Source organism: Desulfoscipio sp. XC116 (assembly GCF_039851975.1).
Classification (GTDB): domain Bacteria; phylum Bacillota; class Desulfotomaculia; order Desulfotomaculales; family Desulfallaceae; genus Sporotomaculum.
In genome coordinates this window covers 2,845,573-2,863,018 of record NZ_CP156660.1, presented here as the reverse complement: position 1 = coordinate 2,863,018, position 17,446 = coordinate 2,845,573, and the positions used below count along the sequence as shown (strand labels likewise).

Annotated in this window: 17 protein-coding genes and 2 pseudogenes; all 19 read left to right on the top strand. The window is 43.6% G+C overall.

Going from position 1 to position 17,446, the window contains the following annotated elements; genetic code table 11:
• Nucleotides 1-270: 270 nt before the first annotated feature.
• Complete coding sequence (locus ABDB91_RS13735) at nt 271-609, top strand: hypothetical protein (protein ID WP_347488275.1); 339 nt, start codon at nt 271-273, stop codon at nt 607-609.
• Nucleotides 610-1,048: 439 nt separating this feature from the next.
• Nucleotides 1,049-1,843, top strand: coding sequence for a transposase (locus ABDB91_RS13730; RefSeq protein ID WP_347488274.1), 795 nt, complete (start codon nt 1,049-1,051; stop codon nt 1,841-1,843).
• A 96-nt stretch (nt 1,844-1,939) separates the two neighbouring features.
• Nucleotides 1,940-3,523, top strand: coding sequence for a tyrosine-type recombinase/integrase (locus ABDB91_RS13725; protein ID WP_347488273.1), 1,584 nt, complete (start codon nt 1,940-1,942; stop codon nt 3,521-3,523).
• Complete coding sequence (locus ABDB91_RS13720) at nt 3,516-4,322, top strand: tyrosine-type recombinase/integrase (protein ID WP_347488272.1); 807 nt, start codon at nt 3,516-3,518, stop codon at nt 4,320-4,322. Before ABDB91_RS13725 ends, ABDB91_RS13720 begins: the two co-directional genes overlap by 8 nt.
• Before the next feature lie 73 nt (nt 4,323-4,395).
• On the top strand, nt 4,396-5,637 hold the full coding sequence (locus ABDB91_RS13715) for a tyrosine-type recombinase/integrase (protein ID WP_347488271.1): 1,242 nt from the start codon (nt 4,396-4,398) through the stop codon (nt 5,635-5,637).
• Nucleotides 5,630-6,595 carry a tyrosine-type recombinase/integrase gene (locus ABDB91_RS13710; RefSeq protein WP_347488270.1) on the top strand — a complete coding sequence of 322 codons (966 nt, stop codon included), beginning with the start codon at nt 5,630-5,632 and terminating at the stop codon, nt 6,593-6,595. The genes ABDB91_RS13715 and ABDB91_RS13710 overlap by 8 nt, the downstream gene beginning before the upstream one ends.
• A complete protein-coding gene (locus ABDB91_RS13705) occupies nt 6,582-7,628 on the top strand; it encodes a tyrosine-type recombinase/integrase (protein ID WP_347488269.1) in 1,047 nt (348 codons plus the stop codon). The genes ABDB91_RS13710 and ABDB91_RS13705 overlap by 14 nt, the downstream gene beginning before the upstream one ends.
• 138 nt (nt 7,629-7,766) lie before the next feature.
• On the top strand, nt 7,767-7,961 hold the full coding sequence (locus tag ABDB91_RS13700; protein ID WP_347488268.1) for a hypothetical protein: 195 nt from the start codon (nt 7,767-7,769) through the stop codon (nt 7,959-7,961).
• Nucleotides 7,948-8,988 carry a tyrosine-type recombinase/integrase gene (locus tag ABDB91_RS13695; RefSeq protein WP_347488267.1) on the top strand — a complete coding sequence of 347 codons (1,041 nt, stop codon included), beginning with the start codon at nt 7,948-7,950 and terminating at the stop codon, nt 8,986-8,988. Before ABDB91_RS13700 ends, ABDB91_RS13695 begins: the two co-directional genes overlap by 14 nt.
• Before the next feature lie 112 nt (nt 8,989-9,100).
• A pseudogene (locus ABDB91_RS13690) lies at nt 9,101-9,894 on the top strand (IS21 family transposase); the annotation flags it as partial.
• 6 nt (nt 9,895-9,900) lie between these two features.
• The gene (locus ABDB91_RS13685) at nt 9,901-10,677 is read left to right on the top strand and encodes an ATP-binding protein (protein WP_347488266.1); all 777 of its coding nucleotides are present in this window, start codon (nt 9,901-9,903) and stop codon (nt 10,675-10,677) included.
• 505 nt (nt 10,678-11,182) lie between these two features.
• Nucleotides 11,183-11,776 (top strand): type IV toxin-antitoxin system AbiEi family antitoxin domain-containing protein, encoded by a 594-nt coding sequence (locus tag ABDB91_RS13680; RefSeq protein WP_347488265.1) that lies wholly within the window; start codon nt 11,183-11,185, stop codon nt 11,774-11,776.
• The gene (locus ABDB91_RS13675) at nt 11,773-12,558 is read left to right on the top strand and encodes a nucleotidyl transferase AbiEii/AbiGii toxin family protein (protein ID WP_347488264.1); all 786 of its coding nucleotides are present in this window, start codon (nt 11,773-11,775) and stop codon (nt 12,556-12,558) included. Before ABDB91_RS13680 ends, ABDB91_RS13675 begins: the two co-directional genes overlap by 4 nt.
• A gap of 314 nt (nt 12,559-12,872) precedes the next feature.
• Nucleotides 12,873-13,274: a hypothetical protein gene (locus tag ABDB91_RS13670; protein ID WP_347488263.1), complete on the top strand. Its 402-nt coding sequence runs from the start codon at nt 12,873-12,875 to the stop codon at nt 13,272-13,274.
• Between the two features lie 108 nt (nt 13,275-13,382).
• Nucleotides 13,383-14,264, top strand: a complete 882-nt coding sequence (locus tag ABDB91_RS13665; protein ID WP_347488262.1) for an enoyl-CoA hydratase/isomerase family protein — start codon at nt 13,383-13,385, stop codon at nt 14,262-14,264.
• Nucleotides 14,265-14,404: 140 nt separating this feature from the next.
• On the top strand, nt 14,405-15,055 hold the full coding sequence (locus tag ABDB91_RS13660; protein WP_347488261.1) for a TetR family transcriptional regulator: 651 nt from the start codon (nt 14,405-14,407) through the stop codon (nt 15,053-15,055).
• A gap of 421 nt (nt 15,056-15,476) precedes the next feature.
• Nucleotides 15,477-16,073 carry a DUF6557 family protein gene (locus tag ABDB91_RS13655; RefSeq protein WP_347488260.1) on the top strand — a complete coding sequence of 199 codons (597 nt, stop codon included), beginning with the start codon at nt 15,477-15,479 and terminating at the stop codon, nt 16,071-16,073.
• A 27-nt stretch (nt 16,074-16,100) separates the two neighbouring features.
• Nucleotides 16,101-16,268, top strand: coding sequence for a hypothetical protein (locus tag ABDB91_RS13650; protein ID WP_347488259.1), 168 nt, complete (start codon nt 16,101-16,103; stop codon nt 16,266-16,268).
• A 577-nt stretch (nt 16,269-16,845) separates the two neighbouring features.
• Nucleotides 16,846-17,262: pseudogene (locus tag ABDB91_RS13645) on the top strand (HD domain-containing protein); the annotation flags it as partial.
• Nucleotides 17,263-17,446: the final 184 nt, after the last annotated feature.

The window sequence follows — 17,446 nt, the reverse complement described above, 5'->3', positions numbered from 1 at the left end:
TGAGGAAGCCTCAGAAAGGGCTTCCTTTTTGTTGCCATAATTGCAGAAGGAGTAGGTGAGGTGATATGGGAAGCAGAAAAGGAATTCCAAATAAAATAAGGAAGTATGAAACGGACATATTGCCCCGATTCTCGGACATTAAGGATTGGATAATGCAGGGAGATACAGTAAAGGCAAGTATGTTCGAAATTATCTATATCTCCTGACACTTGGTATAGATATTGTAAGGAGCATGAAACACTCTCTGAATTAGTAAATCTGGGCAGGAGCGTGTTATGTAACGAGGTGGAAAATTCACTTTTAAAACTTTGCAACGGCTATGAGTATGAAGAAATCAAGACAACTGTTGAAGATGATAAAAATGGCAAGAAACGTACCAAGATTGAAAAGATAAAACGCCATCAACCACCCTCTGCTCAGGCAATATCCTTTTTCCTGCGTAACAGGATGCCGGAGGAATGGTCTGAAAAGAAAGAGCTTATATTGGATACCAGCCAAAATGAACAAGCCAGGAAGAAGCTCTTCCTTCAGATGATAAATGGCGATATTGAAGCCGAGTATGAAATAATAGATGATCAAGAAGTACAGCCGGAAAACGAAGAAGAATAATCTTATGTCGTCAGTTTTTGCCAGGATAAATGCCTTTATTGGGGCAAAAAATGCCTGAAATCAAGCCGATTACAATGCATAATTAGTCTTATGTATCCAGTTGACTTGTGAGCAATAAAGAGGGAACATGAACACACCAAATAAAGGAAGGGTGTGTTCATGTGCTTGATTTAAGCGGATTTGAGGTGTATCTGAAGAGCAAAGAATTTAGTCGGAACACAATTGGCTGCTATATACGAGACAGCAGGACTTTCATTGAATGGTACACCGGTAGGACGTGAGTATTCCGGAGCAAAATTCATCACCTGTCCGGTACATGGAAATCAACATTCCGGGTTTTGGGAGATCATGATTCCGTTAAACGGAAATCAGTTTCTATAAATCTTATAATGGAATTATGCATCGCAAGATGTAAATCCATTATAAGGATGTCATGATTATGACCAAGTATCGAGAAATCCTAAGGCTAACCAGTCTTGGATTCACCCAGCGCAACATCATGCAAAGCTGCAATGTTGCACAGAAAACTGTTGTCAAAGTCCAGCATCGTGCAAAAGAATTAAATCTTGCATGGCCATTGGACGAACTCATGACGGATAAGGCTTTAAAAGATTTGATGTTTCCTAAAGCAGGCAAAGACATTAGAACCAAAAGGATGCCAAATCTAACCTACATCCGCAAAGAACTATTCCGTAATGGGGTCAGCAAAAAGCTCCTGTGGACAGAATACATGGAGGATTGCCGCCTGAACGGCCAAGAACCACTCATGTATTCGCAGTTCTGCTATTACATCCAGCAGGACGAGCAGAAACGCCGTGCTACCATGCACATCAACCGCAAACCAGGGGAACAAGTTGAGGTTGACTGGGCGGGAGATCCAGCACACATCATTGATCCGGATACCAGTGAAATCATCAAAGCCTACATCTTTGTCGGTGTTATGACCTACAGCCAGTATACCTACGCGGAAGCATTCATCAATGAAAAGCAGCAGGCATGGATCAGTGCCCATATCCACATGTACCAGTATTTCAACGGTGTGGCAAAAATCCTAGTACCCGACAACGCAAAAACGGCCGTGGTACATAATGGCGGATGGTATAATCAGCAGCTAAATGCCGTCTACCATGAGATGGCTGAACACTACAGCACAGCCATTATACCTGCAAGGGTTTGCCACCCCAAAGATTATTCTCAAAATGGTATTATCTTTAAAATCAGCAAAACTGCTTAAGCATATAGCCAATCAATAGCTGAAAATTGAAGATAATAATCCATATATAGTGCTATCCTTTAGACAGCCTGATACAGGCCTGAAGGAGGATAACATATGACAAAACTAGAAACTGTCATCAATACCCTTTTGCAGCAGTTGAAATTTGAACTTGCCAATGAAACTTGGGAGTCTAGACGTCGTTATTTCAACCAAATGCTAAAGTGTGCTAATTCACTTGGCATTACGGAACCGTGCGCGGAGCTGTATGATACATTCATTAGAGATGACAATGGTTCGACGGAACGCCACGCACTGCATGTTCGCTGCGTAAGACTGGTTGACGCATTAGCATGTACACAAGCCCAAGATGAATACGGCATACCGTTCAACGAACCACCCATGCCGGATGATGCAAAAGTTCATGAGTTTTTTCAGGGCCGAGAGTTCCCAATAGCAGCAGACGTGCGTATTGATCACCTCATTGTCAAGGCTGAGATTGAAATGAAATACCTCAATCTCACGGATTCTACTATCGGGCAATACAAGCATTCCTGGATGGACATACGACGCTATTTTTATGATGCTGGTATTCTTGGATATGATGAAACATTGATGAAATGCTTCATCCAAGAAATAAACAACTTACGTAATAGTGGATCCATGAAGGAATGGAAGTGGAAAATTAACCGTAAGGCGGCACGTGTCCTGATGGAAGTTGCAAATACAGGGTGCTTCCTGTGGGGAATGATCAACCGAGATGCCAACTGCAACAGCTTAGAGACAGAATCTATTCGTTCACAGTACCTTGTATCGTTGGAACAGCGTAATCTCAGCAAATCCACAATCGACCTGCACGATTATGTATTCCGAAAAACCGTGGAGTTCACCGAGATAGAAACTCTAAAGGATTTACTATCTCTAACACCCGAAAAGATCCATCTTGTCATTACAAAATTTGCATGCATCTGCAATAGGCGGAGCATGGCAACTATACTTCCAATCCTGCGTTCACTGTTGGCGTTTTTTTTTACAGTTGGCCTGATCAAAAAGGATTTGTCCGGCCTTGTAATGGGAGGTTTTGTACAGCGGGGCTCGGTTGCCGCATATATTTCTGAAAAGGATCAGACAGAACTGGTTGCATATCTGGCTAGAGAGTCTAAACGCACAAAAGCAGTAATTCTTCTTGCCATGAATTTGGGATTGCGTGATTGTGATATCTGCAATCTCACTTTTCAGGCGATTGACTGGCGAAATGATAAAATCAGGCTGATCCAGAAAAAGACAGGTGAACCTCTCGTACTACCATTGCTCCCGGATGTAGGCAACGCACTAATGGATTACATTCTGAATGAGAGACCGAAACGAGCTGACCATTACCCCTATATATTCTTACGGAAACAGGCGCCTCACAATAAACTGACTTCAGTTTACTCAATCTGTTCCGGACTGCTTGGTTGCCTGGGGATTAAGCCGGTAAACGGTACTGCTACGGGCGTGCACCTTTTTCGGTATTCCATGGTACATAGACTTCTTGCAGCTAAAGTACCTCACCAAGTCATTACTGATGTGCTTGGACATACCTCAAAGGAATCCGACAAGCCTTATCTGTCCATGGAGGAATCCATGCTCCGGATGTGTGCTCTGAATCTATCCGTCATAGGCAGGGTTTCATGGAGGGGTGGTGCTTCTGATGACTGATTATATATTTAAAAGCCTCCTTGGTGTTTGCATTAGAGACTTTATCAGCCAGAAACGGGCATTAGGTTATCCTTACCAGTCTTCAGCACGAATACTGTATCACTTTGATTTACTTGTGGCTGAGAAGTTCCCGGGAGAGAGCACAATCACACAAGAAATGGGCTCTACGTGGATCCATTCAAAGCCTGGAGAGCATCCAAACGGCCTTTTAAGGAGGGTTACTCCGGTAAGGCAGCTTGGTAAATACATGAAAGGGCTCGGATACAATGTTTATGTTATTCCCGGTCATATCCCGGATAGGCAAGTTAAGTATGAGGCCCATATTTATACGACCGCAGAGTTGAAAGCCTTTCTCAAGGCCATTGATCATTGCCCTCCTTCACCATTTTCTCCGACCAGGAGATATGTCATGCCGGTCATTTTCCGCATGCTATTCTGCTGCGGGCTGCGTTCCTCGGAAGCACGCCTACTGAAAAAAGAGGATGTTAACCTCGAAACAGGAAAAATATCCGTCCGGGAATCCAAAGGCTGGAAAGCCAGGATCGTATTCATGAGCGAAGATCTGCAGAAAGTATGCAGGGAGTATGATTCTATAATGGAATCCATATTGCCTGGTAGGCAGGCATTTTTCTCGAATAAAGATGGAACTTGTTACAATAAGTCAGTTATTGATTGCTGGTTCCATGAGTTCTGGGACAAACTGCCAGAAGCTAGGGCGGTTACAGGAAACCCCGCAAGAGTGCACGACTTCCGTTATCCGTACATAAATAAAATCCGAACCTTCAGTAAAACAGCGTAATAATAAGCCTTTCCCCAATAGAAAGGTATGGATTTTATTTTCATGCTGTATACTCCGAGCAGGAGGTGTACAGATGAATACACAAAATCTAAGGGATAATTATCCCAAACTAATCGGCTACATGGAAAGGGCCGGTTATAGTGCCACATATATAATAAAAGTGCGGCGCGAGATAAACCACATTCTCTCCAGGGCGGATTCAAATGGTTGGACGTCGTACAAGGATATTTATCAAGAGTACGCGAATAAATCCACTTCCCGGAGCTATCTGCGCAACATACTAAATTGCCTTGGTATTATTGAGCGATTTGACAATCGCGGTCAGTACCCTGATGGACGGCATCGGCAGCAGATCATCAAGCGCGGCCTGTATCACTTGTTGTTGCCGGAGTTCAAAGCGGTAGTTGACTGTTATCGGGCATCAGAAAGCAGGCGGAACAAGAAGGCAACCACGATCATATGCGAAGCGAGTCACGGCGCGAGTTTTTTGTACGCTTTACAGCAGAAAGGCATTAATACTTTCGGTGCGATTACAGAGGCGGATGTGTTATCTGTTTTCATTGGCGAGGACGACACACTGCGCCGGAGCTGCTCATACAAAAAAGACATCGCAGCAGTTCTCAAAGCCTGCATAAGGGAGAACCCTGAATACTCTGAGTTTACGAGAATACTGGCTTACCTGCCTGAATTGCGCGAACACCGCAAGAACATCCAGTATTTGAAGCCGGATGAAACGGATCAGATAAAACAGGCTCTCGAAAATGAGTATTCGAGGCTTTCGCTCAGAGACAGGGCGGTTGGTTCACTGGTTCTTTATACCGGGCTGCGTTGCTGTGACATTGCAGGTCTGAAAGTCAATGATATTGATTGGGAAAAAGAGCTAATCTGTATCAAACAGCAGAAGACTGGCGCTCCCCTTGAGTTGCCGCTTTCTGTTATAGTAGGCAATGCCGTCTATGACTATCTTGTGTCCAAACGCCCGGAAACCGAGTGTGAATTCATATTTATCTCTGAAAATCGGCCATATGGGCGTTTGTTGAGCGGAAGCATCGGCAATATTTCCGACAAGATAATGAAAGCCGCAAACATCAGACAAAACGCTGGCGACAGCAAGGGATTTCACATGTTTCGCCACCGCGTGGCAACAGAGCTTCTTGGCGGCGGTGTCCCGCAACCTGTTATCAGCAAAGCACTTGGTCATACGTCCCCCGATTCCCTGGAAGCATATCTCAGCGCCGACTTTAAACATCTCAAAGAGTGTGCGCTCAGTATAGAACGGTTTCCAGTGCCGGAGGGGGTGTTTGCACATGAGTGAGTTCATATCCTCCATTGCACCGCTCATGCGTGCGTTTGTTGCCTTTCGGAAGGCTTCTGGACGTTGGAATGAAGCCTCTTACGAAGTTAATCTGAGTCTGTTCGACAAGTATTGTGATAAGCATTTTCCCAATGTTTCTGAGTTGTCACAGGACATGGCGGATTCATGGTGCGCCCAGCGCGAAACGGAAGCAAACAATTCATGCCGATCAAGAATATATCCTGTTGTCAGCTTCATACGTTATCTGCGCAAACGCGGGATGACTTTCGTTACGGAGCCAACAGTACCACAAAAAGAGCCGAGAGACTATATCCCACACGCGTTTACTGAAGCGGAACTACAGAACTTCTTTATGGCTTGTGACTCAATATCCGCCGATCCGCCCACAGAAGAACAGTTGTCGCGGCGGATAACAGTCCCCGTATTCTTCCGGCTGCTGTATTCAAGTGGAATCCGAACGAATGAGGCACGGGCGCTGATGCGTGAAGACGTCGACCTTGACAGCGGTGTTGTGAACATCCGCTACTCCAAGGGTCATGCGCAGCATTATATTGTGCTGCATGATTCTATGCTTTTATTGATGCGGCAGTACGATGGAGCCATTGATAAAATGTACCCGAACCGGGTCTACTTCTTTCCTGCCAGAAAAAGAAACGGAGGCTTCCACAGAGCATCCTGGGTACAACGAAATTTCCACAAAGTGTGGCGTCAGCATAACTGCGGAAACGTTGTCCCATACGAACTCCGACATAATTATGCCGTTGAGAACATCAACGGTTGGACGGGCGTAGGGTTTGATTTTAACGCGAAACTGCTTTACCTTAGCAAGAGCATGGGTCATAGCGTTTTGGAAAGTACGAAATACTACTATTCGCTTGTTCCTGGGCTGGCCGACATCATTGAAGCTCAAACCGACGAGGGCGATGTCATCCCGGAGGTGAACTATGAGAGCTACTAACGAGTCCGTCGTTATTGCGAGGCACATTAACGCTTTTCTGAACGAATATGTTCCTTCCCAGAAGACCAGGAGCGCCCACACATTGAAAGCATATAGTGATGGGCTCAGTTTATATGTCGGCTTTCTTGAAACGGAAAAAGGCATAAAAGCAAGCACTCTCAACGGTGCTTGCTTTTGCGCCGTTAACATTGAGGAATGGCTTGTTTGGCTGATGGAGAGTCGTACGTGCAGCCCTGAAACATGCAACAATCGGTTGGCTTCGCTTAGGGCTTTTCTCAAGTACCTAGGCGGCAGAGACGTTTCATACCTTCACTTGTCGCAGGGCGCGTCACAGATTGAGCGAAGGAAAGCACACGCCAAAAAAGTGACTGGCATGAGTAAAAAAGCGGTGAGTGCCTTGCTTGAAGCCCCTGATCCGACTACAAAAGCTGGTCGCAGGGATATTGCCTTGATGGTCGTCATGTACAGCACCGCCGCACGGATAGACGAAATATTGTCTATGAAAGTTGAGCAACTACACTTGGATGTTGATAAGCCAAACATCACAGTCATCGGCAAGAGGGGCAAAATCCGAACGTTGTATTTGTTGCCAAAGGCCACAGCCCACCTTAGGGCGTACATCAAGGATTTTCACGGATCAGCACCTAATCCGTCATCTTTCGTGTTCTACTCAAGGAACACGGGTTCTACAGGGAAGATGAGCCAAAATGCTGTGAACAAACAGCTTCGCAAGCACGCACAAGTGGCGCGATCAGTCTGCGACGAAGTCCCCACAGACATTCACGCCCATCAGCTGAGGCACGCCAAAGCCTCTCACTGGTTGGAAGATGGTATGAATATCGTCCAAATATCTTTCCTCCTTGGTCACGCTCAGCTTCAAACGACGATGGTTTATTTAGACATAACCACTGAGCAGGAGGCAAAGGCATTAGCAACGCTCGAAGATGATAACGACAAATCTACACCTAAAAAGTGGCGCAATGCAGACGGCACCTTGTCCATGTTCTGCGGTGTGCGAGCAATGAAGCGGTAAATATTATCCGAACCTTTTGCTCGGAACTTTCTTTGATTATCATGATTTTGGCGAAAGGTTCGGATTTTATTTATGTACGGATAACTGAAAAAATCCGAACGTTTGGATTTCTTCCGTCACGGGTATGCGGTTCACCGATTGAATCAGTGGGTAAAGGAAGGTCATGACATAAACGCCCTCTATCCTTACTTGAGCGAATATATGGGGCATTCCAACTATGCTGATACGGATTATTACCTTTCCCTTGTGGAAGATTTTTACCCTGAAATGGAACAACGGCTTTCGTCAGTGAATGATGACATCCTGCCGGAGGTGCATCATGAAGAAGAATGAAATGTACTTTTACCAGTTGCTCCGTGACTTTCTGACCGATTATCTCATAACAAAAAGGAACTTCAGCGACAAGACAGCCAAAGCCTACCGGCAATCATTAAATCTTCTACGAAATTATCTGCGAGAGGAAAAAAGTATCCGCTTTGATCAGATGGAGTTTTCCTGTTTTTCAAGGAGCGTCATTTACGAATTTCTGATGTGGCTTAAGAACACCCAGAAAAATTCCACGCAGACACTTAACTTGAGGCTGTCAGCCATTAAATCCTTCCTGAAATACTGTAGTGAGGAAGACATGGAACTGATGCCGGTATATCTCGATGTTGCCAACATCCACGCATTCAAAGGCGTTAAGCGGCCAGGCGTTGAGTATCTGACACAGGAACAGCTGAAACTTTTATTCTCATTGCCCGACGTGACAACAAGACTTGGCAGGCGTGACCGTTTTTTTATGATCTTTACTTATGAAACGGGCGCAAGAATTCAGGAATTACTTGATTTACGGTTGAACTGTATCATCCGCGGCGATACCAGTGTACGGGTCAGAATCCATGGCAAGGGAAATAAAACAAGGTATGTCCCTCTTCTTGGATCAACGGTAAAGCATCTGGACGCCTATCTTGCAAACTTCCATAAAGGAAGTCCCTTGGACGCTTTACTGTTCTATACTATACATGATGCGCAGAAAACACAGATGAAAGCTGGAACAGTCGATTATTTCCTTAAGAAATATGGAAAACTCGCTCATGAAGCCGATACTGCTTTTCCGGAAGGACTGCATGCCCATATGTTAAGGCACAGCATTGCAATGGCTATGCATAAAAAAGGGATTCCTATCTCTTATATAAGAGACTTCCTTGGCCATAGCAGTATTGAAACAACGACTGTTTATTCCTATTCGGACGAAGAAACCATCACAAAGGCACTAGAGTCTATTGATCTTGAAGGAACCATCGGTAAAACAGTTGCAAAGCAGAAAAATTGGAAGGGCAAGGAGCAGTATCTACTTGAGTACTGCGGATTAAGCTGATTTATTATCTTCAAAACACGGCGGAACTGCCATGTGATTTAAGGTAGTTCTGCTGATTTTAAAGATAATACCATTTTGAGGATAATCTTTGTTATCTTAAATTTAAGATAACAAAGATAAACCCAATGCGGAAGGCTCTGTCAATGGGATATCTACCTGGATTACTGCTGCATTGCGCAATGAACAGTTCTTTTCACTGGCCGAGTTAAACAGCGCTATCCGTGAGAAACTGGAAGATTTCAACGCCAAGCCATTCCAAAAGAAGAGGGCAGCCGGTTGGAACTCTTCCGCGACGAAGAACTGCCATTGCTGGCTCCCTTACCTGCTACCCCGTATGAACTGGCGGAATGGAAACAAGCCACTGTTCAGTTCAATTATCACATATCCTTCGATGGGATGCTATACTCAGTTCCATTTGAGTACATTAAACGCAAGGTCGATGTGAGGGTAACAGATAAAACCATAGAAATTTTCTACAACCATAACCGCATTGCTTCCCACAGACGCCTCTATGGACGCAAAGGACAGTATGACACCATCATAGAGCATATGCCAGAGGATCACCAGAAATATCTGGAATGGAACGGTGATCGTTTCCGTAAGTGGGCAGAGCGGATTGGCAATAATACGTACCAAGTAGTAGATGCGATCCTTACCTCCAAACGTGTGGAACAGCAGACCTATAGGAGCTGTATGGGGCTTCTGAAGCTCGCTGATAGGTATTCAGTTGTGCGATTGGAAGCGGCTTGTAAAAAGGCACTCGGCTATACAGCAACTCCCAGTTACAAGAGTATTAAAAACATACTCACCGCCGGGCAGGACAAGCCGATAAAGGAAGACCCGAAACCAAAAACCACACAGAATAAATACGGCATCACAAGGGGTGCCGATTATTACAGGAGGTAACGCACCATGACTAACTATAGTACAATTGATAAATTAATTGAGATGCGCCTGACTTCCATGTCAGATGCATTCCGCAACCAGCTTAACGACCCCAAAATGAAGGATGTCCCTTTTGAGGACAGGTTCGGTATGCTGGTTGATATCGAATTCAGCAATCGTAAGAACAACCGCCTGAAAAGGCTGATTAAGAAAGCTGAATTCGACCAGCCTGAAGCTTATGTCGGGGACATTGATTACACCTCAGGCCGCAAGTTGAATAAAGACCTCATCAAGAGAATCGCAACCTGCGAATATATCACTGAGCACCGGAATTTATTCATTACCGGCGCAACAGGCTGTGGAAAAACATACATGAGTTGTGCCTTTGGCATGGAGGCCTGCAAACAGTACTACAACACGAAATACGTCAGACTTCCCGACCTTCTTATTGATCTTGAGATGTCAAGGAACGAAGGCACTTATAAGAAAGTTATGTCTAAGTATGCCAACCCTGTGCTCCTCATTATTGATGAGTGGCTATTGTTGAAACCAAGCGAGAATGAACAGAAGGATATTTTTGAACTCCTCCATTGGAGAAGGAAGAAATCATCCACTATCTTCTGTTCCCAATACCGGTCCGAAGGCTGGTATGACCAGCTGGGTGGCTCCGACAGTCCTCTGTCAGATGCCATCCTGGACAGGATTGTACATGATGCATATAAAATCAATATCGAAAGCATTGACCCATCAAAGGACATATCAATGCGTGAGGTATATGGACTTGATAAGTCCTTAAGCGAGTAAACTCGCACTTAGAGGATTTCCAGTTCCGGACACGTGATTTCCACTTCTCCGGAACTGCGATTTCATCGCACAAGAATATTCAGCGAATAGCATCCACCGTCCAGCCGATTTAATTATCACGTACCGTAAGATTTAATACGGCATTCCCTAATGCGAAGATTCCAATGACCGGATGAAATTCCTGTGCGCGATCCCTGACGAGGTAAAAAAGGTTTCGCCCCGGCATAGATTTATACGGGATGGACCAGGTATACCTGAAATATCTCCATATATATGTGTCTCGATAACCGGTTTGCTCATCAATCGAATGTGTGACCAGTTGGATGTAAATTGTGCTTTCCTTTCTGTGCTTAAGCGATTTCGGTATACTCCTTGTCGTTTGAATTTTCAGTATGCATTGTCAGATAAAGCTCTGTATTTTTTACCTCAAGGCTCCAGCGCTTCTTGACAATTATGCTTCGATTATTTATAATGAAAGCAAAATTGTCAAGCAAGGAGTGAGAGGATGACTGGAACCGATAAGCTGCAGGACTTATTGAAAAGCAGCAGGGGTGTAGTCACTGCCAAGCTTGCTGATGCTCATGGCATCCATAGAGAATACCTGAGCGAATTTGTAAGACAGGGCAAGCTTGAACGAATTTCCCATGGCATCTACATCGCGCCTGAGGTCTGGGAGGATAAGATGCTGCTACATCAGCTACGGAAAAGCAAAATGGTATACTCCCATGAAACGGCCTTATATCTGCATGATTTAACCGACAGAGATCCGGTTGCCTACTGTGTGACCGTTCCTGCAGGCTATAACACCAGCAGATTAAATCAGGACGGCTTGATCGTCCATACTGTCAAAAAGGAATTAATTGGCCTTGGCGTTTGTACAAAGCAGACCAGCTTCGGGAACGACATCAGGGTATACGATATGGAGCGTACTATTTGCGATATCCTTCGGGATAGAAATAAGCAGGATGCCGCAGTGTTGTCAGATGCGCTTAAAAGATATGTCCGCAGGAAGGATAAGGATCTTAATAAGGCAATGAAATATGCCGGTATTTTGAGAGTAGAGAAAATTCTAAGAAATTATCTGGAGGTGCTGCTTTGAAAACATCAGCTCAGCTAAAGGCGCTGATACGCAACCTATCAAAGGAAAAAAGCGTACAGGCTGAAATTATATTAAGAAACTTCATGCTTGAGCGTTTGCTGGAGAGGATATCCCTGTCCCCTTATCGCGATAAATTTATATTGAAGGGCGGGATGCTGGTGGCGGCCATGGTCGGTATCGACACTCGCTCAACGATGGATATGGACGCAACAATAAAAGGGCTTGCATTTTCCGAGGAAGCGCTTGAGGAAGCGCTGAAGGTAATCTTGCAAACCCCTGTAGATGATAGCGTAACAATGACGCTAAAGGGGTTTGAGAATATCAGGGATAAATCTGATTACCCTGGAATTCGTGTTTCCATTGAGTCGGTGCTTGATAAAACAAGGCAAGTCATGAAGGTGGATTTTACAACCGGAGACAGTATTACTCCGCGAGCAGTTGAATACTCCTTCAGGCTGTTGTTTGAAAACAGGAATATCAGCATTTTAGCGTATAACCTTGAAACGGTTTTATCTGAAAAGCTTGAGAGCATTTTATTGAGAAGCACTGCCAATACAAGAATGCGTGATTATTACGATGTTTACATACTGACTACGCTAAGAAATCAGGATATTAATTGGGACTTATTTTCCGAAGCCTTCAAAAATACAGCAGAAAAAAGAGGCAGTTATAGCCTCCTCTTGGAAACCAGACATGATCGTATGGGTGAAATTGAGCAATCACAGGTACTTACTAACTTGTGGAGCAGATATCAGCAGAAAAACAACTATGCTGTGATTTAACCTGGGAGCAGGCTTTGGCAAGCTTAAAGGAGCTATATCTTAAAGCCTTTTTGAGCTAATAGAAAATGAGGATAATTAGACCAGGGGGTGAGTTCATTTGGCAATTTCATTTAGAGCGTAGCCACATTAATTGATTCTGCCGTTGAAATTGAAGATTTTCAGTCAATAGGAGTTCAATGCAGAGAGATTCTAATAGAATTAGGTAATTCTATTTATTCCGCAGATATGGCTGGTAATGGTGAACAACCACAAACATCTAATTTCAAAAAGAAAGCAGAGTTGTTTGTCCAGTTTTATTTAGCTGGTTCTGTAGCATGTTTGACTCAGTAGTAAAAATGCTCAATAAGGAAGATAAACCTGATTTATTTTTAGAGTACCGAGTCGAGCTTGAAAACCTTATTAGTAGGGCAGATGATTTTGGCTGGGGTATCCGAGATTCATTTGATGAATCATATTTGAATTTAAAATGGCTTGAAGAATATGAAGAACCTGTTGATGGTAAAAGTGCTGAGGAGGATGAAACGGCGGAAGAAAAATGGCTTAAAATTCATCAGGATAGCAGAGAAAAAATTTTAAAAAATGTGTGGTGCGTGGCATGTAGAGATGCTGCAACTATAGTTGATTATCATTTTACTTATGATAGTTTTGGGATCGTTTTGGAAGGAAAATGCAGAAATTGTGGACATGATGTGGTCAGGATTGTGGAAATGGATTAATGGTACGGGCATGGAAATAATTTTTTAAGGTTTGCCAATTTTATAAAAAGCTTTTATAATGATACTAGCATCATTTGATACTAGTATCATTACGGAGGTTGAATAATAATGTCAGATCATTTTGCAGGTGAAGTTAAACCCTTAAGCTTCGAAGAATACTCGGAAAAGTATAAAGATTTCTTTGTTATGAAAAGAGAAGATGGGATCATTGAGGCGAGAATGCATACAGACGGCGGCCCTTTTCAGCATACTTGGGCAGGGCATTCCTCTTGGAGTCAGGCATGGCAGGATATCGCCAACGACCCGGAAAACGAAGTACTAATTATCACTGGCACGGGAGACAAATTCTATACGATCCCCTATTCGAAAGATCCTGAAAAACGGAAGACCGCGGGAAATTGGGAAAGCCTTCCTTTCAGAGAATGGTCGCCCGACCTTATGATGCGCCAATACAAGGAGTCCTACAAAAATCTTGAGAATCTAGTCTTTCAAATGGACATCCCTACAATCGCGGTTGTCAACGGCCCCGGCTCACATACTGAATTTGCACTGCAATGTGACCTGACGCTGTGTGCTACTGATGCATATTTCTTCGAAAATCACTTCATTTTTGGCGTTGCGCCCGGTGACGGAATGTATCTAATTATGCAAGAGCTCCTTGGACTGAAGAGAGCCGCGTACTATATGTATACGGGAGAAAACATTGATGCAGAGACGGCTAAGGAGCTCGGATTGGTGAATGAAGTGCTACCCAGAGAAGGATTGCTTGACAGAGCATGGGAAATTGCGCGAGAGATGATGAAACGACCGCGCGGATGCCGGTATATGGCGAGTCAGATTACGAAACGTCCCTGGAAAAAGATCTTAGCAGATGCTCTAGAACATAATATGATGCATCAGCATTTTGATATGGCGGCTGAACGTGAAACAGGTACGTCAGAACTGAGGAAATATTTGCCTATTAAAATTCCTTTTACTTATTTAGATTAGGTTTCAGCATCTGCTTCAGCACAAAGATTTCTTCAGAAAATAAAAGTATAAATCGTTAAGTGGAGGCAGATCATGTTTCGTTTGAGGGCATGATCTACCTCCACTTAACCAATTGATTATGAAAGGAATTACCAATAAAAATGGAAAAGAGACGGGCGGAAGAAAAAAAAGGATTGAATGGTGACATTCAGCCACCTCTAGGTAGGATTGATAAAAAGAAGGCTAAAACGCGGGTTACTATTCAGCGTGAAGCATTGAGACTGTTTAAAGAACAAGGGTATAATGAGACAACGATAGAACAGATAGCAGAAGCTGCGGATATTTCACGCATAACTTTCTTTCGTTATTTTGCGACGAAGGCCGAGGTTGTTCTTTGTGATATTGATTTTATTGATAATACGGTTAAGGAGGCTACCCTGTCGGAACCTTCAGCAATGACTCCAATCCAGGCCCTGCGAAATGCGCTATACAAAGTGTTCTTGGAAAGTCCGAGTGAAAAGACGGAACAGATAAAAGAGCGTCACTTATTATTGCGTACGGTCCCTGAGCTGCGTACTGCTGCACTAAACCATTTTGCGGGGAAAATTCGATTAATTAACGAAATGGTGGCAGAACGGGTTGGACGTAGACAGGATGACTTCGCAGTATGCAACCTCTCCGGTGCAATTGCCGGAGTATGGCTTGCTGCATGGATTAGTACTGAAGAAGACTTGTCTGAAGGATTTTTAGAAAGGTATTACAAGTTGCTAAATGCTGGTTTGGAATATCTTGAAGCTGGCTTACCCCTTTAAACCTAGAAGATAAAGTGTTTGGTCTTTTTTGACCGGTCAGGTTGTTAATATCAATCAAACCCAGCTTCCTGGCCTTTAGTACAGCATCCATTGCATTGTTTACATCCAGCTTGGCATAGGCAGCAGAGGTATGAGCCTTTACTGTGTAAATTGTAAGAATAGAGAACGCCGTCATTCCATTTTTGATGAATAAAAGGCCGAAGGCTGAATCATTGTACAGCGCATCGGATATTCGCCTGTCTGAAGAAATCAGGTTATTGAAAAATACGGATGTTTTAAACTTGAATGATCTATATTGTATTTCTCAGCCGGAGGATATTGAGGTTATTCACGATTTTCTGCTTGCGAGGAGATGCCTCAGTAACAACAATGTTCTAAATCAAATTAGAGCATAAGGCAGTTGAGTGAAGGTGGTGATTTCATGATCTTTAAAGAGTTGATCAAATCAGTTGTATTTGATGATGTCTGGACAGAGCTGAATAAAGAATATTCCATGAAAGACGGAGCATTTGAGGCGTACCTAAGGGTTTTCAATCAACTGAAGGAATTGACGCCGGAGCCAAATCATGATGATTTTCGTTTGGTTGTGGCAAGGATTGAAGATGAGTTCGAACCCGGTACTTTTATTTTTGATGTATTCGGGATTAAACTTGGTGATAATGATCATTATGCATTAGAACTGGTGCCTTGGAAAGAATGGCTATCCTTTGAAGTTATAGAAAATTGCATTGAGGCATATGGCGCAGCGGCGGTTGTTGCACATTCCCTATATGAGATTACTTTTTTCGGATACGATGTTGCTGATGTCGAGGCAAATACCAAGAAGGAAATTGAAATACTGAGGGAACGCCATGAAGAAATTGAAAATGGCACAGCAGAGCTTATTTCCTGGGATGAGGTAAGTAAGAGTATTGGATACACTGATGACCGCACAGAGGAAGAAAAAGGGTTGCAGCATAAGCAATTTGAACGGATAATTACCGAAAATAAAAGAGTCTATGAGTTATTATTATCATAAAGTTAAAATAGAATTGAGGCGTTATATATGGCATACAGTGATGCACTTTGGCAGGAAGCCAAAAAGAAATGCAGATTAAGCAATGAGGATATTAAAATAGCTAAAGAGCCTGGATTAAATCCAAAAAGTTTAATAAAGAACATACCGAATAAGAGTGAACGATGGAAAGCTCCTGTATTGCATAATTATACATAAAATTCGGTGGATATGTTTCCTTCTAAAAACCATGTGGAGACGGTAGTATTGATGTCGAGGGTGAAAGCATGATGGCGTGAGAAACTCAGTAAATAAGGGCCTTTCGGAGTTTAAGAGTAAAATTCCGACTAACTAAAATCGCATAAAAACGGGTTCGTGGGAACAAGTCGAAGCAAGTGATTTTGAGTGCGACAGAGCAGATTAGATGTCGGTGCTTGGCGTGTGGTCAGATTAGATGTTAGGCGTTTGCGAGTGTTCAGGTTGGATGTTTTTTCAGATTTTTTGAGGTTGTGTGAATAGGTTGGATGTAGTTGATTAAAATGCAAGAAAACAAGGCGCTCCATGCCAAATTCACATGGAGCGCGCCTTGGGTGATGAAGGATATAAGCGTCAATTTCGTCTTTCTCAAGGCACGGTAAGCGATAGTGTACATTAATTCTCTGGCGGATGCATTCTAAGATCTGAAGGCGCAGTATTTCGTCAGTGGTTTGAAGTCCCGGCGAACAATGACAGGCTGTTTTTGCTTCGTGGCTTAAAAAGCACGGGACGCTTGATTTAGGCAAGGGAGGAAATTTATATGTTGAACAAAGCGATTGCGATCGCCGCGAAGGCACATGACGGGCAGGTCGACAAAGGGGGCCATCCATATATTTTGCATCCGCTCCGGGTGATGATGAATTGCGAAAGTGAAGCCGAGAAGATTTGCGCTGTGTTACACGATGTGATAGAGGATACGAATATTACCCTTGAGGATTTAAAATCGCGGGGATTTGGCGATGAGATTATCGCTGCTCTGGATTGTTTGACAAAGCGAAAAGGCGAATCTTATGATGATTTCATCAGTCGTGTTTTGCAAAACGAACTTGCCTGCCGTGTGAAACTTGCGGATTTAATTGATAATATGGATCTGACCCGTATCCAAAATCCAAGTGAAGAAGATGAAGCGCGGGTTCAAAAATACAAACTGGCCGCCGACCGGATTTCAGACGCCTTGCCGTATGCCGACGCAATTCCGAACTGCCGTTTGGTAGAGATTAACGGAGTCGCCGAAATTCATCCCGCCATATCGAGCGATCAGTTTTGCGATATGTTCATCCGTTTTATAGAGGCACACGGTTGGTTTTTCGGCGGTGGATTTAAGGATATTACCGACGAGAGACAAACGGATTCAGGGCGTC